At 58.5% G+C, this 19,450-nt stretch carries 17 protein-coding genes; 13 read left to right on the plus strand and 4 right to left on the minus strand.

The window, feature by feature from the left end; genetic code table 11:
- Positions 1-3,947: ESPR-type extended signal peptide-containing protein (locus tag P3T20_RS33490; protein WP_429289116.1), on the minus strand; the 3,947-nt coding region annotated here is incomplete at its 3' end.
- Between the two features lie 689 nt (positions 3,948-4,636).
- On the opposite strand from P3T20_RS33490, the gene P3T20_RS33495 reads away from it, so the two are divergent.
- The 13 genes from P3T20_RS33495 to P3T20_RS33555 all read left to right on the plus strand — a co-directional run bounded on the left by P3T20_RS33495 (position 4,637) and on the right by P3T20_RS33555 (position 16,884).
- Complete coding sequence (locus P3T20_RS33495) at positions 4,637-4,918, plus strand: Flp family type IVb pilin (protein WP_429289117.1); 282 nt, start codon at positions 4,637-4,639, stop codon at positions 4,916-4,918.
- Positions 4,919-4,943: 25 nt separating this feature from the next.
- Positions 4,944-6,473: a pilus assembly protein TadG-related protein gene (locus tag P3T20_RS33500; RefSeq protein WP_429289118.1), complete on the plus strand. Its 1,530-nt coding sequence runs from the start codon at positions 4,944-4,946 to the stop codon at positions 6,471-6,473.
- Complete coding sequence (locus P3T20_RS33505; RefSeq protein WP_429289119.1) at positions 6,470-7,357, plus strand: hypothetical protein; 888 nt, start codon at positions 6,470-6,472, stop codon at positions 7,355-7,357. The genes P3T20_RS33500 and P3T20_RS33505 overlap by 4 nt, the downstream gene beginning before the upstream one ends.
- Positions 7,354-8,067: a hypothetical protein gene (locus P3T20_RS33510; protein WP_429289120.1), complete on the plus strand. Its 714-nt coding sequence runs from the start codon at positions 7,354-7,356 to the stop codon at positions 8,065-8,067. Before P3T20_RS33505 ends, P3T20_RS33510 begins: the two co-directional genes overlap by 4 nt.
- A 1-nt stretch (position 8,068) precedes the next feature.
- Positions 8,069-8,275: a hypothetical protein gene (locus P3T20_RS33515; RefSeq protein ID WP_074266633.1), complete on the plus strand. Its 207-nt coding sequence runs from the start codon at positions 8,069-8,071 to the stop codon at positions 8,273-8,275.
- Between the two features lie 21 nt (positions 8,276-8,296).
- Positions 8,297-9,406, plus strand: coding sequence for a Flp pilus assembly protein CpaB (cpaB, locus tag P3T20_RS33520; protein WP_429289121.1), 1,110 nt, complete (start codon positions 8,297-8,299; stop codon positions 9,404-9,406).
- 24 nt (positions 9,407-9,430) lie between these two features.
- The gene (locus tag P3T20_RS33525; protein WP_429289122.1) at positions 9,431-11,143 is read left to right on the plus strand and encodes a type II and III secretion system protein family protein; all 1,713 of its coding nucleotides are present in this window, start codon (positions 9,431-9,433) and stop codon (positions 11,141-11,143) included.
- A gap of 22 nt (positions 11,144-11,165) precedes the next feature.
- Complete coding sequence (locus P3T20_RS33530) at positions 11,166-13,091, plus strand: ATPase, T2SS/T4P/T4SS family (RefSeq protein WP_429289123.1); 1,926 nt, start codon at positions 11,166-11,168, stop codon at positions 13,089-13,091.
- A gap of 10 nt (positions 13,092-13,101) precedes the next feature.
- Positions 13,102-13,950, plus strand: coding sequence for a type II secretion system F family protein (locus tag P3T20_RS33535; RefSeq protein WP_429289124.1), 849 nt, complete (start codon positions 13,102-13,104; stop codon positions 13,948-13,950).
- A 3-nt stretch (positions 13,951-13,953) separates the two neighbouring features.
- Positions 13,954-14,835, plus strand: a complete 882-nt coding sequence (locus P3T20_RS33540; RefSeq protein ID WP_429289125.1) for a type II secretion system F family protein — start codon at positions 13,954-13,956, stop codon at positions 14,833-14,835.
- Positions 14,832-15,182, plus strand: coding sequence for a DUF192 domain-containing protein (locus P3T20_RS33545; protein ID WP_429289126.1), 351 nt, complete (start codon positions 14,832-14,834; stop codon positions 15,180-15,182). Before P3T20_RS33540 ends, P3T20_RS33545 begins: the two co-directional genes overlap by 4 nt.
- A 20-nt stretch (positions 15,183-15,202) precedes the next feature.
- Entirely contained in the window at positions 15,203-16,012 is an 810-nt protein-coding gene (locus tag P3T20_RS33550; RefSeq protein WP_429289127.1) for a TadE/TadG family type IV pilus assembly protein, read from the plus strand.
- 407 nt (positions 16,013-16,419) lie between these two features.
- Positions 16,420-16,884, plus strand: a complete 465-nt coding sequence (locus tag P3T20_RS33555) for a lytic transglycosylase domain-containing protein (RefSeq protein WP_429289128.1) — start codon at positions 16,420-16,422, stop codon at positions 16,882-16,884.
- Positions 16,885-16,910: 26 nt separating this feature from the next.
- Here P3T20_RS33555 and P3T20_RS33560 read toward each other — a convergent pair whose 3' ends face one another.
- The 3 genes from P3T20_RS33560 to P3T20_RS33570 are packed head-to-tail and all read right to left on the minus strand — an operon-like array spanning position 16,911 to position 19,225.
- On the minus strand, positions 16,911-17,618 hold the full coding sequence (locus P3T20_RS33560) for an Hpt domain-containing protein (RefSeq protein WP_429289129.1): 708 nt from the start codon (positions 17,616-17,618) through the stop codon (positions 16,911-16,913).
- Positions 17,619-17,643: 25 nt separating this feature from the next.
- Positions 17,644-18,285 carry a response regulator transcription factor gene (locus P3T20_RS33565; RefSeq protein ID WP_074266641.1) on the minus strand — a complete coding sequence of 214 codons (642 nt, stop codon included), beginning with the start codon at positions 18,283-18,285 and terminating at the stop codon, positions 17,644-17,646.
- Between the two features lie 28 nt (positions 18,286-18,313).
- A complete protein-coding gene (locus tag P3T20_RS33570; RefSeq protein WP_429289130.1) occupies positions 18,314-19,225 on the minus strand; it encodes an OmpA family protein in 912 nt (303 codons plus the stop codon).
- Positions 19,226-19,450: the final 225 nt, after the last annotated feature.

The raw sequence follows: 19,450 nt of genomic DNA on the forward strand, positions 1-19,450 counted from the left end.
AGTGCCACTGGCGTCGTCGAACCGGCTCCGCCCAACGTCACCTTGTTCTTCGCGGAGCTGTCGTACGAAACAAACGCGTTCGTGATGTTGCCGCTCGTGTCGATGTTTGCGCCCATCGCCTTCAGCTGTTCAACGTTCACGGCATCGGTATTCGCTTTACCGTCCGCCACGTTCGAGAGTGCCACTGGCGTCGTCGAACCGGCTCCGCCCAGCGTCACCTTGTTCTTCGCGGAGCTGTCGTACGAAACAAACGCATTCGTGATATTGCCGCTTGTGTCGATGTTTGCGCCCATCGCCTTCAGCTGCTCAACGTTCACGGCATCGGTATTCGCTTTACCGTCGGCCACGTTCGAGAGTGCCACTGGCGTCGTCGAACCGGCTCCGCCCAACGTCACCTTGTTCTTCGCGGAGCTGTCGTACGAAACAAACGCGTTCGTGATGTTGCCGCTTGTGTCGATGTTTGCGCCCATCGCCTTCAGCTGTTCAACGTTCACGGCATCGGTATTCGCTTTACCGTCCGCCACGTTCGAGAGTGCCACAGGCGTCGTCGAACCGGCTCCGCCCAGCGTCACCTTGTTCTTCGCCGAACTGTCGTACGAAACGAATGCGTTCGTGATGTTACCGCTGGTGTCGATGTTTGCACCCATCGCCTTCAGCTGTTCAACGTTCACCGCATCGTTGTTCGCCTTGCCGTCTGCCACGTTCGACAGCGTCACCAGCCCCGTCGTGCCAGAACCGCCCAATGTGACCTTGTCGTGCGCTGACGTATCGTATTGCACCGAGTCAGGCGAAGAACCTGTGGCCACCGCCACAAGCGCCGAGGCGACGTCGTTATAAGTCTTCCCGCCGATGGTATAGGACGGCTTCGTGATCGAGCCATCGGTGCCATTCACACCCGCTCCGCCGCCCAATGCGGCGGCGACGCCGGCCAACTGGCTAACGTTCACCGCGTCGGTGCTGCTTGTACCCGCTGCCATGTTGACGATTTGGCGCTGCGCCGTGCTGCTGCCAACGGAAACCGTATTCGCGCGAGTTGCGGTCGAGCCGTAACCTAGCGCGACGGAATTCGCCACGCTGACGCTAGAAGCGGTCCCCAATGCAAGCGAATACGCCACGCTGATAGTATCGTCGTCGTTGGCACCCCGAACCGTAGCGCCCGCGCCCAAAGCCATCGCACCCGTACCTGTTTTGCCCACAAACGAGCCCGTGCCCATAGCAACGGATTCCGCGCCGTTCGTCTGGCTATTCGAGCCAAGTGCTAGTGCGTCAACGCCCTGGACATTGGCGTAGTAACCAATTGCCACGCCGTTAGTCGCCTTGCTGCTAGTCGACGCGCCAGCACCCACCGTAGTTGTATTCAATGCCAATGCCGCCGCGGCAGAACCAATAGCCGTAGAGCCGGCGAGCGACGTGCCAGAGCCCGCGCCGACGGCCAACGAGCCTTGACCATCTGCGGTGGCGGTCGGACCAATCGCCATAGCGTCCATTGAATTGTCTGTATTGGTCTCGGTACCCGGAGTCACGTTCGTGCTAACTGAGATGTAACTCGTGACCGGCGGCGTCGCACCCACCGGTGTCGCACCCACCTGCGTTGCGCCCAGGAGCATCGATTTCACACCGCTCGACTGTTGTGTCTGCTGCGTGATCTGCTGTTGCAATGAAGTTTGCAGTGCGCTCAACTGACCGAACGTTGCTACGTCAGTTGCCGCTACGCCGTTCGCCACATTCATGATGCGACGCTCCGAACCTTTGGAGCCAACCGAAATCGTATTCGCGACCGTGGTGCTCGAGTCTGAGCCGATCGCCACAGAGTCTGCGAATTGTGAACGTGCGCCCGATCCGATAGCCAGCGAATTCGCCCCACTCGCGTACGATCCCCCACCAATAGCAACAGATTCTGCGCCAGTTGCGATTGCTGCGGACGATGAGGACACGACCTTGATGTACTTCGACGTATTGGTGACTTGATTGTCGAGGCCGCTGATAGCCGAATCCATCGCGCTGAGCGCGGAGCCGACGTCGTTGTACGTTGTACCTTCCAATGCGTACGCAGGTGCCGAAAGAGTGCCGTTCGCGTTGACGGCCGTACCGCCACCAAGGGCAACGGCCACGCTGTTTGCCGTACCGTACAGTTGCGAACCGTTAATCGCATCCTTGCTGCCGGACGCAACCTGGCCTGCTGCCACATTCGTCAGGCCTACCGCAGTCGTGGCGCCCGTGCCACCCAGCGTCAGCTTGTTGTGCAGCGACGTGTCGTAAATAACCGCGTCTGCCGAACCACCGCCGGAGACACTTCCAATTGCCTGATTCAATTGTGCGACGTTCACCGCGTCGGTATCGTCAGTGCCGGCGGCCACGTTAATGATCTGTCGCTCCGCACCCGCAGAACCAATCGAAACCGCATTCTCACGATCAGCCAACGAGTTCGAACCCAGCGCTACCGAATTTTTTGCAGTCGCAACGGACGAGCCGCCGATCGCCACAGACTCTGCGCCTGCCGCCGACGCATTGGCAAGCGCCGAATTGGCCTGGAAATACTTGAGGCCGCTGTTGTACATGTTCACCACAACGCTGCTCAAGTTGTTTGCAAGAGCGATGACGTTCTGATTAGTCGAGTACAACTGCCCGCCGTTGACTGCGTCAGTGCTGGTGGCCGACGAGATATCGCCAGCTGCCACGTTAGTCAACTTGACCGCAGTCGTCTCGCCGACGCCGCCGAGCGTCACCGTGTCACGGGCCGACGTGTCGTAGGTCACCACGAGGGGCGACCCGGCAATGCCATTGTTCACGATGTTGTTGACGATGTTCGTCACATTCGCAAGATTTCCGGACACGTTGGCGACGTTGTTGACAACGTTCGTCACGTTCTGGTTCGTCTGATACAGCTGCGAACCATTCACTGCATCCGTGCTCCACGCAGACGAAATATCGCCAGCCGTGAGGTTTGTGATCTTGGTGCCCTTTGCACCCTGCAGCGTAATCAGGTCAGCCGCGGAACTGTCGTACGTTACGGCGTTAGGCACTGGGCCGCCGCCGCCGCTGAGGTTTGCGATCGCGGCATTCAACTGATTAACGTTCACGGCATCCGTACCTGCGGCGCCTGCGGTCACGTTGGTAATCTGTCTTGTGTACTGCGAGGTGCCGTCCGCCGACAGATATCCGACTGACACGGAATCGCTACGACTGGCGATCGAACCTTCGCCCAGCGCGACTGAATTGGCCGCAATCGCGGCGGTGTTCGCGCCATATGCACTCGAATTTCGACCAATTGCCATCGATGCTGGCCCGGAGGCAACCGAGTTGGCTCCTGTTGCCTTTGCATCGGTAGATGGGTCGTCCGAAGGAGAGTTTGCCTGGAAGTATCGCGTGCGTTGATACAGTTGTGAGCCATTCACCGCATCCGTGCTCGCCGTCGACAGGTCACCCGCCGCCAACCCCGTGATGTTATTGCTGCTCATGTAGACGGTATCTTGCATCGTAATGCCAGCACCACCCACCAGCACGAGGCGGCCGTCGTCATAGCCGGTCACGCGAGCACTGATTGCGTTATCGTTGAAGCCCCAGGCGCCGCTAGTATCTGCACCGTTATTCAACGAGAACGACATCCCGGCAGAACCATTGGCACCGTTGCAATTCAACGCCGAACTCGACAATATCCCCCAGGAAGAGCCGGTTCCACCTACTCCCCCTGGACATAATTCAAGGCCACCATTACCGGTTGCAGCCTGGGCAAATGCCATGCCTGGCAACATCGCCGCGCCGATTGCCATAGCAATCGGCATAAAGGAGGCCCTCAACCGGGTTGCCGGCCGGTCCACCCCATCGACATTTGCCGAGATGGCGCGGGAGGTCGCGACTCCCGTACCGCAATGAGTTTTAGCAGTTTCGGGCGCAGCAACCCACGTTCCAGACGCGTCGTTCCAGACGCTGATATACGACTTGTTCATTTTTCTTGCATTCCCTATGTAGCTGTAGCGGGCGAGTCCCGATTGCAGTTGAATTGAGAAACCGTGGAACACGGTCGCGGCAAAAAACTGGCCGCGCTCCGCGATGGCTCGACCCAGACTTTTCACACGCGGCAAAATTTAACTGTCACACCTATCCCTAAAAATCAGGAAACACGAAACGCAGGCGGGAAATTTCCGAACAGCTGCGAGACATGTCACCGCTACCTAACGCGCCGCTTTCGATCCTGATATCCATTAGTTATAAGTACAACGAACAATTTTTTATGCGGCGCTCCATCGTGATCTCGTTGCAACGAAACACGCACGCCTGCGCCTTCCGGAATTTAGAAAATTCGGGGCTTGCACGCCTACGCCAAGTCATGCGCAGCCACCACAACCTGACAGGCCGAACCCTCGACTAGCCGCAACTCGGCGAACGATCTCACCCAACTCAAGACGCGCTCAACTCGTCAACACGCCGTATCACCCGTCACGCAGAATTCCGCCCAACACGTTCGGAAATTTCCCACTCCTACATAACCGGTACGTTCCTATACTTCGGGTCCGGCATCGTTGCGCCTGTTTTTTGAGCAGTCGTTTTCATCCCACTCCTGCTCAACACACCAAATCATTTAAAGCTGCCTCCAGGCAACATTTAATAACCGCGTTATTTATTTGAAATATAGATCATGAAAATTTCTCAAATTCGTCGCAAAAGCACACAGCTCGGTCAAGGCATGACCGAATACATCATCATCGTCGCTCTGATCGCCGTTTCGGCAATCGGTGTGTACTCGCTGTTCGGCCAAACCCTGCGCAATCAGACCGCGGGTCTCGCAGTAGAAATGTCCGGCCAGAACGCCCAGAGCAACATCACGACGTCGCAAACCAACGCGAACACCGCGACGAGCAATGCGAACCATACGAAGAACATGGGTACGTATAACGACAGCAATAACTCGGGCAACTAATCTCTTCAGATTAGCGACATCCAACATGAAACGCTCTGCCCGCAAGGGCAGGGCCAGGGTCGCCAGCGCTAGCGGGCAGGCGCTGGTCCCTGCAATGATTTTTCTTCTGGTAGGCAGTATCGGCCTCTATGTGGCGTTCAACTCGTTTCAGATGACGAGCGCCAAGATCAAGCTCCAGAATACCGCTGACGCAGCTGCCTATAGCGCAGCCGTGCTGCAGGCGCGCGACTACAATTTTTCCGCCTATACGAACCGGGCGATGGTTGCCAACCAGGTCACTGCCGCGCAACTCGTAGCATTGAAATCCTGGATCGACGAACTCGACTCTACATACAGTCCGACGGAGATCGACGATATCGTCAATGAAGGACTTGCTGACCATCCAGACAAATGGAATACGCCCAGAAACGCTGGAAAGGCAGACACCGCACCGGTGCGTGCGGCCCTGGATGCGCTGCTGCCCACTGTGGAAAGAGGCATCGGCTCCATTAACCGTGCACTTAGCAATGCTCAGGTCCGCTACCATGCGGCGGTCTTCGCGGCGGTACCCAATACCGCCAATGTCGTCGCTCAACAAAATCAGCCGAACACGCAGGTCACACAGGGCTACTTCGTAAGCTCACGCAACGCGGCGCAGCTTGCTGCGTGGCGCTCCTACGCGGGTACAGTCACCCCCGCCGGCACAAACGGCTCGGACGACTTTGCCGATGTGGTCACAGACACCCATACACTCGACGGATTCGTTAAAAATCGCGATTCCAGCCGGAGCGTCGCACCAAATTTTCAGCAGCTGAACGATACGGCCGCGACTATCTGCGGCGCGGGCGGCACCATCACTATCAACGTTACCCATGATGGCGGCACTCAGTTGCGCAACGACAAGGCCGGCTGGGAATCGATCGATGCCAGTACCGGCCATGTGCAGATTAGCTGCATCGGCCCGATTGAGGCCTCGTCGGGGTCCGGAGGCAGCGCCAATGGCAACGTCAGCAGCTTCATGGCAAATCCACCGTTCGCTGCGTGGCAAGACTGGGCGGGCTATGGCGGTTATATCAATTTCGGTTATCAGGGAAGCTCGACACCCGGATGGCAAGTTCCGGATTCGATGGCTGAGCAGTTCAGAGACGGCCCCGGACCATCCCTTGATGCAGCGAACGGCGGCTTGCTTCCGTACGACGAGGTAAGCGGTGCGCCATTCGCCAACGCTGCTCCTCGCATCACCATCGAAGTCACGCGCAACACCAACACTCTGATTCAAACCATAGGCCTGCAAGGCGGCGGACGTATGGAAATAGACAACAACGGCGCCGGCGGCGCGATGCGCGCGCTGTCGAGCGCGCACGCCTACTTCGTTCGTCCCGATGAAACGTCGTCTGGTTCGTTTGCAGGCGGGCTGGTACACGCCAACGAATGGGCTCGTGCGGACAACAAAACCGAATACCCAAGCCTGTTCAGTCCGTACTGGCAAGCCACGCTGGCACCCGTGAGCGAAAGCGAGCGCAAAGCCGCTCAAAGCAGCCAGATGTCGGCGACACCTCAGGCTTCAAAGCAATGAAACGAATCGACGCAAAGAGGTCCGCCCAGGCTGGACAGGCGATGGCGGAATTCCTGGTTTCGATGATCGCCGTCATGAGCGTGCTGTTCCTCGGAATCGTGATGCTCGGCAAGTTCAACGACGTGCGCAACCGGACCTTGATGGGTTCGCGCTATGTGGCATGGGAACGCACGGTATGGACGGACAACGATCCATCGAAGAACTACGCCAGCGATCCTGCTACCACCGAAGGCTGGTCGACGAAGTACGGCAGTTCAGCTCTTGCAGCCTCAAAGGCGGATACGGAGATTGAGCGCGAGGTCATACAGCGATTCATGGCGGGTGACAGCACAACGCCTACGAGTGCCGACCGAACACAAACCCAGCTGCCGGCAGTCCGGCCGGCAATGTGGGACGACTACAGCGGCCAGCCGCTGCTCGCCTCTACCGGCGACGTGCTTGTCTCAACGGGCGTGAGCAACGATCCGTCGACCAGTCAGACGAGCTCCGCCAACGTACCGTTTGGATCCATACAGACCGCTGCCGGCAACGCATACGGTGCGAAGTTAAGCGTTCCGACACGCACGACGCAATTCGGCACGCTGAGCGTTTCCATCGCCCAGAACAACGAAACATTGAAACGCTTGTGGCCGAAGAACGGTTCGTTGCCCGCGTTCAGCGGATTGACTTTCACGGACACAAACGTGCTGATGACCAACACCTGGGTGCCGGAAGGTACAGACAACGCGAAAGCCGTCTTTATCCCTGCGGTTCCGGCCGCCAACGCCGCGCTGGTGCCCTCGTCCACCTATATGGGTCTGCAAAAGTATGCGCCTGAGATTTCCACGCTTCAGTTCGGTCGCATCCAGCAAGACGTCGTACCTGGGAACCGTTTAAGCCCATGAAAGTTATTCCTGGTCTCGCGCGTAGCAGTTGGCTCACCTGCGCGTTGATTTCCGGCGCGGCATTCGCCGACACCGCCTGCAACAAGCAACCTGTCGAGACACGAAGCGTCGTCGCTATCGGTCGCGACATGATCGTGAACGGGGTGCCCACTTCCATCGTCGGTGTCGAGATGGCAGGAACTCCAGGTGACGTGTCTAGCGAATTCCGGGAGTTCTGGTCCCGCGAAAACGTGCGGACAAAGATTCAAACCGGCCCATCCGGACTGCTTCTAAGCGCCCTGGACGATCACTGCCTCTATGTACTGAGTATCTCGCCACAACAAAACGGTGCGCACACCCGGGGGCTCATGAGCGTGATCAGGATGGGCGGTGACGCTACAAGACATCAAATACCCGATTCCGCCGTACCACTACCCGAAGGCGGAAAGACCGTTTCGGATATCGAAAGCCACGATCCGGGCCAAACCGGGCGCACATGGCTAATCGAAATCTCGGGAAGTGCGCGCTGGAATGCCCAGAGATACCGCGACCTGCTGGTGACGGAAGGATGGGTAAGCGTCGGCCTTCATCCTACGTATCAGTCGGACGGCGGCCGAATGGTCTCGAGCACTGCCTTCGCCATGCAGCATGGCGTCGACAGCCTGGATGTGAGTTTTTCGGATCGCGACGGAAAGACCGCGGCGGTCATCAACGTAACAAGGAACCGTTGAGATGAATCTACCGGGAAAGGTCAATCACCCAGGGGCACCGCGCAGCCGCCAATCCGGTCAGGCCTATGCCGAGTACCTCGTGGTTACCGCCGCGCTTGCCGGTCTCCTGCTAATGGAGGCGGGCGACACGATGTCCCCGATTGCCGCGCTCATCGCCGGTTTTAAATCGTTCTTTAGTGCTTATAGCTTCGCTCTTTCGTTGCCCTGATCCGGCAAGGATCAATTTGTCATGTTGAAAAAAATCAATTTTCGCTCGCTCCTCGGAAATTCCTGGGTTCTGCTCACATTGGCTGTATTGGTCGCAGGTGGCCTGACTTTCCTGCTGTACAAGTATTTGACTGACCGTGAGAACAAGCTCAAAGCCGACATCACGGCTCATCGTGCGCGGGCTGGCGTCGAGGTGGTTGTGCCCGCACAGGATGTTCCCGTCGGCACGCCGCTAACAAGCAACGACTTCGTCTCCAGGGAAATCGACTCGGACATGGTGTACGACGACATGATCCGCGTTGACGACTTCCCCAAGTACCGCGCTTCTCATCTGGTCAAGGCGGTGCGTCGTGGCCTGCCGTTACGCGCTGGCGACATTGACGCGCTGCGCGGGCGCGACTTCTCCGACATTCTGCCTGCCGGCCAGCGCGCCGTAACGGTCGAAATCGACACGGTCAACTCGACCGCGCTGATGGTCCGTCCAGGCAATCGAGTCGACGTCTATTGGGTAGGCAAGATCTACCACGAGGGTCAGGCATCCGACGAGAAGAAGATGGCACAGCTGATCATGCCGGATGTGCTGGTACTCGCTACCGGCCAGGACATGAGGGCGCGCGATGCGGGCGAGGCCGCCGAGCCTGACCAGGCCAACGCCAACAGCAGCGCTATGAGCAGGCAGGAAGGCATGGGTTTCACAACCGTCACGCTGCAGGTGCCGGTGGATGACGTTGCGCGTGTGGCTCTTGCGCAAAAGATTGGCGGACTCCGCCTGATTTTGCGAAACGCAGACGACAAGGGCGCAGATGGCCCCGCGCTGGTCAAGGAAAGCGACGTGTTCATGGACCCTGACCGGACCACGACGAACGGCGCCACCAGCGTTCCGGGTGTCGAGGTGATCACGGGTGGTGGCGTGAGCAGCACGGTGCTGACGCCTCAAGGCTCGTCCTCCGCCGCTCAAGATACGCAGAAGCCCAACCCCACGCCGTCAAATGCGACGCAGCCGACTTCCAGCGCGCTCGCCGACCCAGCGGCCGCCGCCGCAAGCCATCAGCCGAGCCTCTACGAGCAGGCCAACGCGATCGCCCAACAACTGCAGAAAGCCGCTGACCGCAGCACGTCGAAGCAGAATTAAAGTAAAGAGCACAGGTTTCGAATCATGAAAGTCAACAACAACGCGTCGGTGTTGCGCCACCGGGTTCTGCCATCCGTTCTCATCGGCATCCTCTTGTGCAATGCCGCGCCCGCAGCGCTCGCACAGGCTGCTCTATCGTCCGTCAACGACACCGCGACCGCCAACAGCCGTGTGCTCGAAATGTTCCGCGGCGAGGTGCGCATTTTGCATCTGCCCGGCACCATCAAGCGTATCGCGATTGGCAACGGCAAACTGATTACCGCCAATGTGGTCGACGGCAGTCTGATGTTGCTTGGCGAACAGGATGGCGTCACGTCGCTCGTCGTCTGGAACGAAAAGGGCATCGCGCTGCAAACCACCGTGCGTATCGCGAAAGCCGAGGTTAATGCGTCAATGGAGCAGTTGCGGGCCGTGCTGAAATCGGTGACGGGGTTACGCATCGACGCGATTGGTTCGAACATCGTGCTGTCGGGCGTCGTCCATCGCGATATGGTGTCGATCGTCAAGGCGGCAACGCAAGACATGAAGAACGTGATCGATACCACGACGGTCGATGAAGGGGACGCGCTCAAGAAGACCATCCACTTCAAGGTGCAGATCATGGAAGTCACCCGAAATGCGCAGAAGAACCTTGGCATCGCATGGGACAGCAGTTTCAATGGGCCGCAAGTAGGCGGAGCGACGAGCGTTGCGACCGGCGCTGCAAAGGCCGTCACGGCGGGAACCACTTACTTCCTCGCCGGTCTCGCCTCCAATATCACCTCGCAAATTAACTTCGCCGTCGACAATGGCGATGCCTATCTCCTCGCAGCGCCCGAACTGAACACCAAGAGCGGCGGTACCGCAAGTTTCCTTGCGGGTGGGGAAGTCCCCATTCCGCAATCCGGCGCACTCGGCACCACCAATGTCGAGTACAAGCCGTACGGTGTCAAGCTGAGCATCATTCCCGTCGTCGATACGAATAACGTTATCTCCGCGCATCTGACAACCGAAATTAGCCAGATCGATCCTACGGTGACCTACGCCGGCATGCCGGGCTTTCTGACCCGCAGCACGACCTCCGATATTTCGATGCGTGCAGGCGAAACACTCGCCATCTCGGGTCTCGTCAGTTCGGACGCGGTCAATGACAGCAACGGCATGCCGTTCCTCGGCCAGCTGCCGATCATCGGTCACCTGTTCCGCTCGGACAGCTTCCGCGCGAAGAAAAGCGATCTGGTGATTTTCGTCACGCCAGTTATTTCGGACCCTGAACTGAGTCCAAATGCAGATCTTCTCGCGCGCGCTGACAACGTTGATCAGCGGTATCGCAAGGAGTATGGCAATCCGAATCCGTTGATCGCAGATAAGGAGGAGGCCTCGCACATGCCCGCACCGCGTCAGGCCATCGAGCCTACGTCTGCGCTCCTTCCCGCGCCGGTCCGCAGCACCGACGCGGTTGTTGCCCCCGTCCCCGCTACGCATTCTTTTCCGGCAAGCAGTACGCCAACTCAAAAGGCACCGGCCACGACCGCGGCTCCGGCGCCCACTCCTGCTCCCGCTCCCGCTCCTGCTCCTGCTCCCGCTCCGGTCACAACAGGCGTACCGCCCGCAGGCGTCGCCGAGGCGTTACGCATGTTGAGCGCCGCTCAACACCCACCGGGTTCCCCAGCTAACGTCCCGAACGGCACCCAACCGGCGACCAACGGCAAAGTCCCTCCGCAACAGGTCGGCGTGCTCGGTAGCTCAGGCAATTAACCGGACGATCCGGAGACTCAAAATGCTCAATCTGCAAGTACACGCGCGCAATGCGCCGGTCCGCACGTTCCAGATCGATCTCGGTTGTACGATCGGCAAAGATGCCAGTTGCGATATCGTGGTGAAGGGAATGCTTGTCGGCAAGACGCAGGCTCGTATCGTCAGGGAAAGTAACGCCTATTACATCGAGGACCAAGGTGGTATTGCTGCGACGCTCGTCAATGGATCGCCTGTCACGCGATACGGTCCGCTAAGCGAAGTCGACCAGATCGAGATTGGCAACACGACGATCAAGATCGTCCGTGCCGCTGTCACCGCGCAAGCTATGCAACCGGTCATGGCGGCGCAAGCGGCTCTCGGCGCGCCACAGGCCGGTCATGGCGGCCACGCCGCGCTGCACCACTCGCCGCCCACGATGGCGCCGTTCGCACCTGATCCGGCGCTCTCGATACCGGCGACCACAGTGCACGATCTCCTGTCGTCCCACAACGCAACGACCCCAGAACCGCAAATCCACGCAACCCAGCCGGGCACACCAGCCCACCCGGACCCGTTCGTCGTCCATTCGCCGGCTGCTCGCGAGGGTGCACATGCCGCGGCAATGTCCGCGCGCACACCGTCAGCGCGCGTCAGAAAGTCGGCGACCGAACCCATGCCCGTCGCACCGATCAATAGCACGATCGGTATCGAATTGCGCAAACAGGCGCACATGAAAGTCATCGCGGCGCTCGACTTGCGCCGCCTGAACGTGGCGCGCATGGAAGACGGGGAATTGCGCAAGACCGTCAGTTCGGCACTCGACGACATCTTCGCCCACGATCCGACCTTTCACACGAAGGATATTCCGCTAGAGATTCTGAAGAAAAGCGTGTTCGACGAAGTCATTGGCCTGGGTCCGCTCGAAGAGCTGATAGCAGATCCGTCGATTTCCGAAATCATGGTTAATTGCCACAACGAAATCTTTATCGAGCAAGCTGGGCAGTTGACCCGATCGCCCGTGATCTTCACCGATGACCGTGCCGTAATCGGTGCAATCGAACGGATCGTGGCGCCTATTGGCCGCCGTATCGACGAAAGCTCACCGATGGTCGACGCTCGTCTCGCGGACGGCTCGCGTGTGAACGCCGTGATCCCACCGCTCGCACTGAAAGGCCCGAGCATCACCATCCGGAAATTCTCCAGGCAAAAGCTGGGAGGTGAGGATCTGATCAAGTTCGGCTCTATGTCGCCAGATATGCTCGAGTTCTTGCACACTGCTGTCGAGCAAGGCGCCAATATCATCATCTCCGGCGGCACAGGCTCGGGTAAGACGACGTTGCTGAACGTCCTCTCGAACTACATTCCCGATAACGAGCGCATCGTCACCGTCGAGGACGCGGCGGAACTGCAGTTGTCCCAACCGAATCTCGTATCACTCGAAGCCCGTCCCGCCAACATGGAGGGCAAGGGCGCGGTGCCCATCCGTGACCTCGTGAAGAACTGCCTGCGCATGCGTCCTGACCGGATCGTCATCGGCGAATGCCGGGGCGGGGAAGCATTGGACATGCTGCAGGCAATGAACACCGGTCACGATGGATCGTTGACTACCGCTCACGCCAATACTCCTCGTGACTGCATTGCTCGTCTCGAAGTGATGACGCTTATGGCTGGGCTCGATCTGCCGGCACAGGCGATTCGCGAACAGATCTGCTCGGCGATCGACATCATCGTCCAGCAGTCCCGCTTCTCCTGCGGTTCGCGCCGCGTCACGCACATCACAGAAGTGAGTGGCATGGAGTCGGGCGTCATCACGCTACAGGATGTGTTCGTCTTCCGGGAAGAAGGTTTCGGGGAAAACGGCAAGATTCAAGGCAAATTTGTTCCGACTGCGTATATTCCCGATTTCTATCAGGAGTTGATCCGCAGACGTATTCCGGTCAACACCGACATCTTTACCGGCGTGGAATGAGAGGTCGGTCATGAGTCTCTTCATCATTCTCGGGCTGGCGTTTTTCGGCATCATCTTTCTCATCTGGATAGTCGCCCGGATGGGTACGTCCACGGTCAAAGCCGGGTCCCGCCAGATGGTCGGGGAAATCGAGTCGTCGCTCGCCGATGCCTTCGTGTTCGTGAACCGGCAGAAAATGGCCGCTTGGAGCATGGTCGCTATCGTGGGACTGCCCATTCTGGCACTCCTGCTAAGCCATAGCATCATCATTGCGCTGGCTACGGTTCCGATCGCGTTGACGTTGCCCAAGAAGTACCTCGCGCACATGCGCAAAGAGCGCATCGACACGCTCGAGAAGCAATTGCCTGATGCACTCTTGATGCTTTCCGGCGCACTGCGCGCGGGCGCGAGTTTTCCGACAGCGCTAGAGGCCGTGGTCCACGAAGCCGCCGCGCCGATCTCCCAGGAATTCGACCTGCTGATGCGGGAAATCCGCCTTGGGATCGATCTGGACGTCGCCATGCGCAACGTCGAGAAGCGCATTCCTGTACCCGATTTCATGATGGTCACAGCCGCTGTTTCCATCGCGCGGGAAGTGGGCGGAAATCTGGCCGAGGCGTTGGAGTCCGTCGCTCGCACGTTGCGTGAAAAACTGCAGATGGAGGGCAAGATCAAGGCGTTGACATCGCAGGGGCGAATGCAGGGCATTGTGATGACCTGTCTGCCATTGTTCCTCATGCTGGTTCTGCGTTTCATGGAGCCAAAGGCAATGGCACCACTGTTCAACCAACCCGTCGGGTGGGCCACGCTGGCTGTTATCTCCATCATGGAATTTCTCGGCTACAAGTCGATCACCAAGATCACCAACATCGACGTGTGACCTATGCTGCTAGTTATTGCTTTTGTTATCAGTATCGGCTTGATCGCCTTCATCGCGATTGGCTACAAGTCGATCACCGGTTTGACCGGTTCGATACCGCCAGAAGATCGTACCTTCCTCGATCCGCTACCAAAGTCGCTGCGGATGGTATGGCCGCTGGTCAACTTCGTCGTGTACCACTTCGGCGATCGGTTCAGCGCGAAGCTCATCGAAAAAACCGAACTGCAATTGCGCCTGACCTCGCTCACGTTCCTGATGAACGCGCGACAGTTTCTTGCGTTGTCCGTCATCGTCGCGATTCTGGCGGCGCTGATCTCCGTCCTGCTCATGCTGGCGCTCGGCATGTTCTCGTTTTTGGTGCTGGTCGGGATGGCCACGCTCGGCTACTTTTATCCGCGCATCTGGACACGGAACGTCCGGCGCCGCCGTGTGGCGCAAATCCTGAAGCACTTGCCAATCTATCTTGACTTCCTCACCCTTGGGGTCGAGGCCGGTCTTAATATCAACGGTGCGCTGCAAAAGGCCGTTGAGAAAGGACCTGAGGGACCGTTGCGTTGGGAGTTCGAGCACGTGCTGCGCGACCTGAAGTCCGGCCTGAATCGCTCTGAATCGCTTCGCCGGTTCGACGACCGGCTTCGTATCAAGGAAGTGACGAACTTCGTCGGCGCAATTGTCCAGGCCGAGCGAATGGGTTCGGGTCTGGCGAAATCGCTACGATTTCAATCCGAGCAACGCCGCAGTGAACGCTTTCAACGGGCTGAAAAGCAGGCCATGGAAGCGCCGGTGAAACTCGTGTTTCCACTCTTGTTTTTTATCTTCCCGATCACCTTCATCGTGCTGGGATTCCCGATTGTGATGAAATTCGTACAGGAGGGTCTGCTATGAAACCGACCCGCCTGCATGTTTGCGGACAGAAGACCAGCGTCACGGTCTTCGTGACGGAAACGACGCATGAGCGCATGCGTGGCCTGCTTGGCCGTGACCACTTGCCTCCGGATGAAGCGCTGCTTCTGAAGCGATGCCGCTCGGTTCATACGTTCGGAATGGAATTCAGCATTGATGTGCTGTTTCTCGACCGGCATGAGCGCATTGTTGCGATTCATCATGACGTGCCGAAGCGGCGTATGTTGCTTAACCTGCGTGCAACCCAAACCCTTGAGATGTCGGGTGGCGCCGCCCGACTGCATGGACTTTCGGTCGGGGCTTCGCTTGCTTTTGAGGCGACCGCATGAGTATGTGTGATCGACAAGGCATGTTGCGGCAGTCCCCGTTACGTGGGCCTTCATTGAACCGTCGTGCGCGCTGGGCAGGGCAGTCGGGCCAGGCGATGGTGGAGTTCATCATCATCGCTCCGGCGTTGCTGTTCGTCTGCTTCGCTATTATCCAGTTCGTGCTGCTTTATCAGGCGAAGTCGACACTGGACGTCGCAGTGCTGGAGGCCGCGCGTGAAGGCGCAGTAAACAACGGTTCCATGAAGGCCATGCGCGCGGGTCTTGCTCGCGGTCTTACACCCATCTACGCACGCCACGCCGATGCTGACGGCGTCGACGCAGCACTCGTCGCCGCTCAGACCGACGCGAGCAATTTTGCGGTAATTACTGTCATCAGTCCCACTGAGGCGGCGATACAGGATTTTTCGCAGCCACGCTTCTATCCCGACCAAGGTGTGACGTATAGCGAAATCCCGAATGACTCGCTGATGTATCGCGACTCCACTACGTTAGGGCCGGGCTCTCGCATCAATATCCAAGATGCGAACCTGCTCAAGATTCACGTGCACTACTGCTACAACATGTATGTGCCGCTCGCTAGCAAGGTGATCTACTACGCCGTCAACGTTATTGGCAGCATCGGTACGATGGGCATCCTGACGCACGAACCGGCCAATCAGGATCCATATGGCGCACCTTTAAACGGCGACGCGCTCTGCAAGACCAAATTGGTGGATGGCATCGCCACGGACCGCTGGCCGCTCTCACTCGATTCGGAAGCGATGGTCCGCATGCAGTCGCCACTGCGGTATTCAGCGATCAACGACTCTCCGAATCCTACGGGTTTGTGATGGCTTGCCGGCTAAGCAACGTAGTGTATTACGCTCACGGCAATCCGCTGATAGGGCGTCGCGCCGTGCATCGCGAATTGCCGCGGAAAGCGCGGTGGCATCAAATGCTGCTCCGCATGCTGATGGTGGGTATTACATGCGCGCCGGTCTGCACGCGAGCAGCCGACTCTTCGGTATTGCGCTCCCGTCAACCGGCTGGCGTTGTGATGGTGATAGGCGGGATGACGGACGGCGACGAAAGCACGCCTCTCCCGCAAACCCGAGAACCTGTGGTTCAAGTCAAAGGCGTTGCACCGTCTGATGATGGGGGCCATCTGTCCATGATCATGGAGCCCGGCCGCTCGCCTTCAGACTTATCGATAGCATCCTCCTCGTCTACCGCGTCCCGTGTAACGGCACTCGCCCCCATGGTCGACGAAATTGGGCGCACCGCCGGCGTGGACAGCGCGCTGCTAATGGCGGTGATCGACGTCGAATCCGGTGGAAATGCGCTGGCGGTGTCACGCAAGGGCGCAACCGGGCTCATGCAGTTGATGCCGGACACGGGCGCCCGACAAGGTGCCTTAGATCTGTTCAATCCACGGCAAAACGTCGAGGCCGGCGCGCGCTACTTGCGCCAGTTGATGCAGCAGTTTGGCGACCTGCGATTGGCGCTGGCTGCGTACAACGCCGGTGAAGGCGCGGTGCAGAAGTATGGCGGCCAAATACCGCCCTACGCGGAAACGATGAACTATGTACCACGAGTGATGGCACGTTATCTTCACTATCGTAACGTAACGGGCTTGCCGAATGGACCGATTTCAAACTCTGGAACCGATGCGAGCCAAGGCCGCTTTTTGCTGGTCCGGCAAAACGGCAGAGCGGAAGAGTGAGAAAGACAACGAGCCGTTCTATACGGTTAGAACGTTGACGCTGCATCGAGCAGTTTCTGCAGCGAAACGTCCAGACTGTCGATCGTATTGACGATCACCTGCAAGAGCGGCCTTGCTAGCTCGACCTGATGTGCGCGCGCGGCACCCTCGAGCCGCGACAGCAACGCTAGCAGGCCCGGACAATCGAGCATGCGGGCAGATCCGGCCATGCGGTGCACGCCGCGCCCAACGGCATCCCAAGACCTGGTGCTAAACGCATCGCGTAGCGCCGCGAGTGTGGAAGCATTTGTGTCGATCAGCAAACGGACAAGCTGCCGTGCAACCGCCTGGTCGTCGCAGGCCAGTTCCCCGATTCTGGTATGGAGCGAGTCGCGTTCGTGCGCGGAAATGGCGATATACCGGCACGTCGCCAATGCGTCGACGAACGCGCATTCGTCAATCGGCAAGCTCAAGGTGGCGTGGAAGCCTGGTAACGCTTCACCTACTTGCGCTTGATGCGGCACCACCGCAAAGCGCAGGGTCTCCGCGGGCAGCGGGAAAATTCCGGTGGGCATCGAAGCAATGCCGAACTCAACGGACAAGCGGTGTTCCACCACCAGCCGGATGCGTCGCGGCTCGGCCAACGCTTTTTCTGGCTCGGTAGACACTGTAAATCCGAGACGGGCGAGCATGGCTTCACTTCCGCTGGCTTGCACCCATTCTCTATCGGCGCTCATCAGCAATGCGCGGTTCATGATGTCGTCGTCAAATCGGTTGACTTCATTGCGCTGGTGAGACGCGGCAACGCCTCGCAAAATCGATCAGTTCAACCAATGACTTAACCCGTAGTTTGCTCATTATTCGGGTTTTGTGACTACTCACCGTTTTATTACTAATAAACAACGCATCGCCAATAGTTTTATTCGACATGCCCTTCGCAAGCATTTGCAGAATCATCAACTCCTTGTCAGAGAGCAGCTCAAGCTTCTCCTCCTCTTCACCGGCAGCCAAGGTTGGGCTTGTTCCTGTAGCCCCGATGTTCATCGGAAAAACTGTATAGGCGGCCATCACCGCTTCGACGCCGCGCATGATTTCCTTCATCTCCTGCGATTTGCCGACGAAACCTTGTGCTCCCGCACGCATGGCGCGCGGCGCAAAGGTTGAAGGGTCTTGACCCGACAGCACCAGAACGCGGATATCCGGATGGGCCAGCTTCAGCCGTGGGATGACATCGAGCCCATTAATACGCGGAATGTCCAAATCGAGTATAGCGAGGTCCGGCAAGTGCTGCCGGGCTATCTCAACGGCCGTCTGCCCATTGTCGGCCTCGAAGACATCGTTGACGCCGAGCAGTTTGGCGAGATGCATTTTAATAACGAGCCGAAATGCGGGATGATCGTCCACAATCAGGATGGTGCTCATACAGTTGTCCTCCTAACGGTATTTCGATTCAGTCGCTATTGCGCACGAAGCCAATCTCGACACGCCGGTTTGGCGCAAGACACTGCACCAGAGCGACACGATCGGTCTGGTTGCATTCCACCACTGGGCTGGCCTTGCCAAGTCCTGTGACGGTGATCGGCAAGGTCACACCGCGTTTGACCAGATAGGCCTTCACGGTCAGTGCGCGTTGAAGCGAAAGCCTCTGGTTATATGCATCGCTGCCCAAACGATCGGTATAGCCGCTGATACTCAGTCGACGAATGCCCTTCGCTTTTTGCAAGGCAGCGGCCAACCCGTTTAGCTGAGTCTTGCCACGTGGCAACAGTGCGGCGACATCGCTACCGTTGAAGCGAAACGCCGAGTCGGCTCTAAGCGTAATCGCCGGTGCGGCGACGCTTGCGGCGGGTGCGGGTGTGGATGGTTGTGCGCATTGCAGTGCTGCTTCTGCCGATTTGTGCAAATTCCCCTGAATATCGGGGAGCGCCTTTTCGGCAGCTGAGAAATTGCGGGTCCATGCGTAGTGACCGGCGAGCATCAATTCGACTTCGGCACAGGCGAGCGGCGCTTGCGCCTCCGGACAGCGGGCGGTGACCGGATCGCTCTTGATGACGTTGACGATCTTCCACAAATCCGGACGCACCGTCGATACAGTACGCAACTCGGGATTGGCTGCGGAGAGCGGCGTGTCGTTTTCCAGACCGAAGGTGATGATTGCAGCTTGACCGATGGCTTCCTCAACAAAACCCCATTGATCGTGCGCATCCCGCTGAACTCGTCCAGCGTCGATCCAACATTGGGCCTTGGTGTGAAAGTAGCTGTTCTTGTCGGCGGGTAGGTTGTTCAGCCGCTGCTGGAGCGCGGCAAGCGCTTCGCCACCATGGCTAACCGGCGCGTAGGTGTTCAGCCATTGCGGCGTCACCGCACCCGAGGCAGTATCTTGTGCAGTGCCAAGACCAGTCTTCAGAACTGTAGGATCTTCAATGCCCAGTCGATCCCTGTCGGCCCGACTCGCGCAGCCTGTTAAAGCTAGCGCACACGCCACCATAGTTAGCTGAAATCTCATCAGTGCCCCGCGTCCAAACGCGTTTGTTTTGTAATGAGCAGGAGTATGGGGAGACGTCTACGGGCATGGAATGGGAAGAGT

It is taken from the genome of Paraburkholderia sp. GAS206C (assembly GCF_050435645.1).
Lineage (GTDB): Bacteria > Pseudomonadota > Gammaproteobacteria > Burkholderiales > Burkholderiaceae > Paraburkholderia > Paraburkholderia phenazinium_B.

Bases quoted from the DNA above. Each gene is read 5' to 3' on its own strand.
- P3T20_RS33495 (WP_429289117.1), top strand. From the start codon at position 4,637: ATGAAAATTTCTCAAATTCGTCGCAAAAGCACACAGCTCGGTCAAGGC.
- P3T20_RS33500 (WP_429289118.1), top strand. From the start codon at position 4,944: ATGAAACGCTCTGCCCGCAAGGGCAGGGCCAGGGTCGCCAGCGCTAGC.
- P3T20_RS33505 (WP_429289119.1), top strand. From the start codon at position 6,470: ATGAAACGAATCGACGCAAAGAGGTCCGCCCAGGCTGGACAGGCGATG.
- P3T20_RS33510 (WP_429289120.1), top strand. From the start codon at position 7,354: ATGAAAGTTATTCCTGGTCTCGCGCGTAGCAGTTGGCTCACCTGCGCG.
- P3T20_RS33515 (WP_074266633.1), top strand. From the start codon at position 8,069: ATGAATCTACCGGGAAAGGTCAATCACCCAGGGGCACCGCGCAGCCGC.
- cpaB (WP_429289121.1), top strand. From the start codon at position 8,297: ATGTTGAAAAAAATCAATTTTCGCTCGCTCCTCGGAAATTCCTGGGTT.
- P3T20_RS33525 (WP_429289122.1), top strand. From the start codon at position 9,431: ATGAAAGTCAACAACAACGCGTCGGTGTTGCGCCACCGGGTTCTGCCA.
- P3T20_RS33530 (WP_429289123.1), top strand. From the start codon at position 11,166: ATGCTCAATCTGCAAGTACACGCGCGCAATGCGCCGGTCCGCACGTTC.
- P3T20_RS33535 (WP_429289124.1), top strand. From the start codon at position 13,102: ATGAGTCTCTTCATCATTCTCGGGCTGGCGTTTTTCGGCATCATCTTT.
- P3T20_RS33540 (WP_429289125.1), top strand. From the start codon at position 13,954: ATGCTGCTAGTTATTGCTTTTGTTATCAGTATCGGCTTGATCGCCTTC.
- P3T20_RS33545 (WP_429289126.1), top strand. From the start codon at position 14,832: ATGAAACCGACCCGCCTGCATGTTTGCGGACAGAAGACCAGCGTCACG.
- P3T20_RS33550 (WP_429289127.1), top strand. From the start codon at position 15,203: ATGTTGCGGCAGTCCCCGTTACGTGGGCCTTCATTGAACCGTCGTGCG.
- P3T20_RS33555 (WP_429289128.1), top strand. From the start codon at position 16,420: ATGGTCGACGAAATTGGGCGCACCGCCGGCGTGGACAGCGCGCTGCTA.
- P3T20_RS33560 (WP_429289129.1), bottom strand. From the start codon at position 17,618: ATGAACCGCGCATTGCTGATGAGCGCCGATAGAGAATGGGTGCAAGCC.
- P3T20_RS33565 (WP_074266641.1), bottom strand. From the start codon at position 18,285: ATGAGCACCATCCTGATTGTGGACGATCATCCCGCATTTCGGCTCGTT.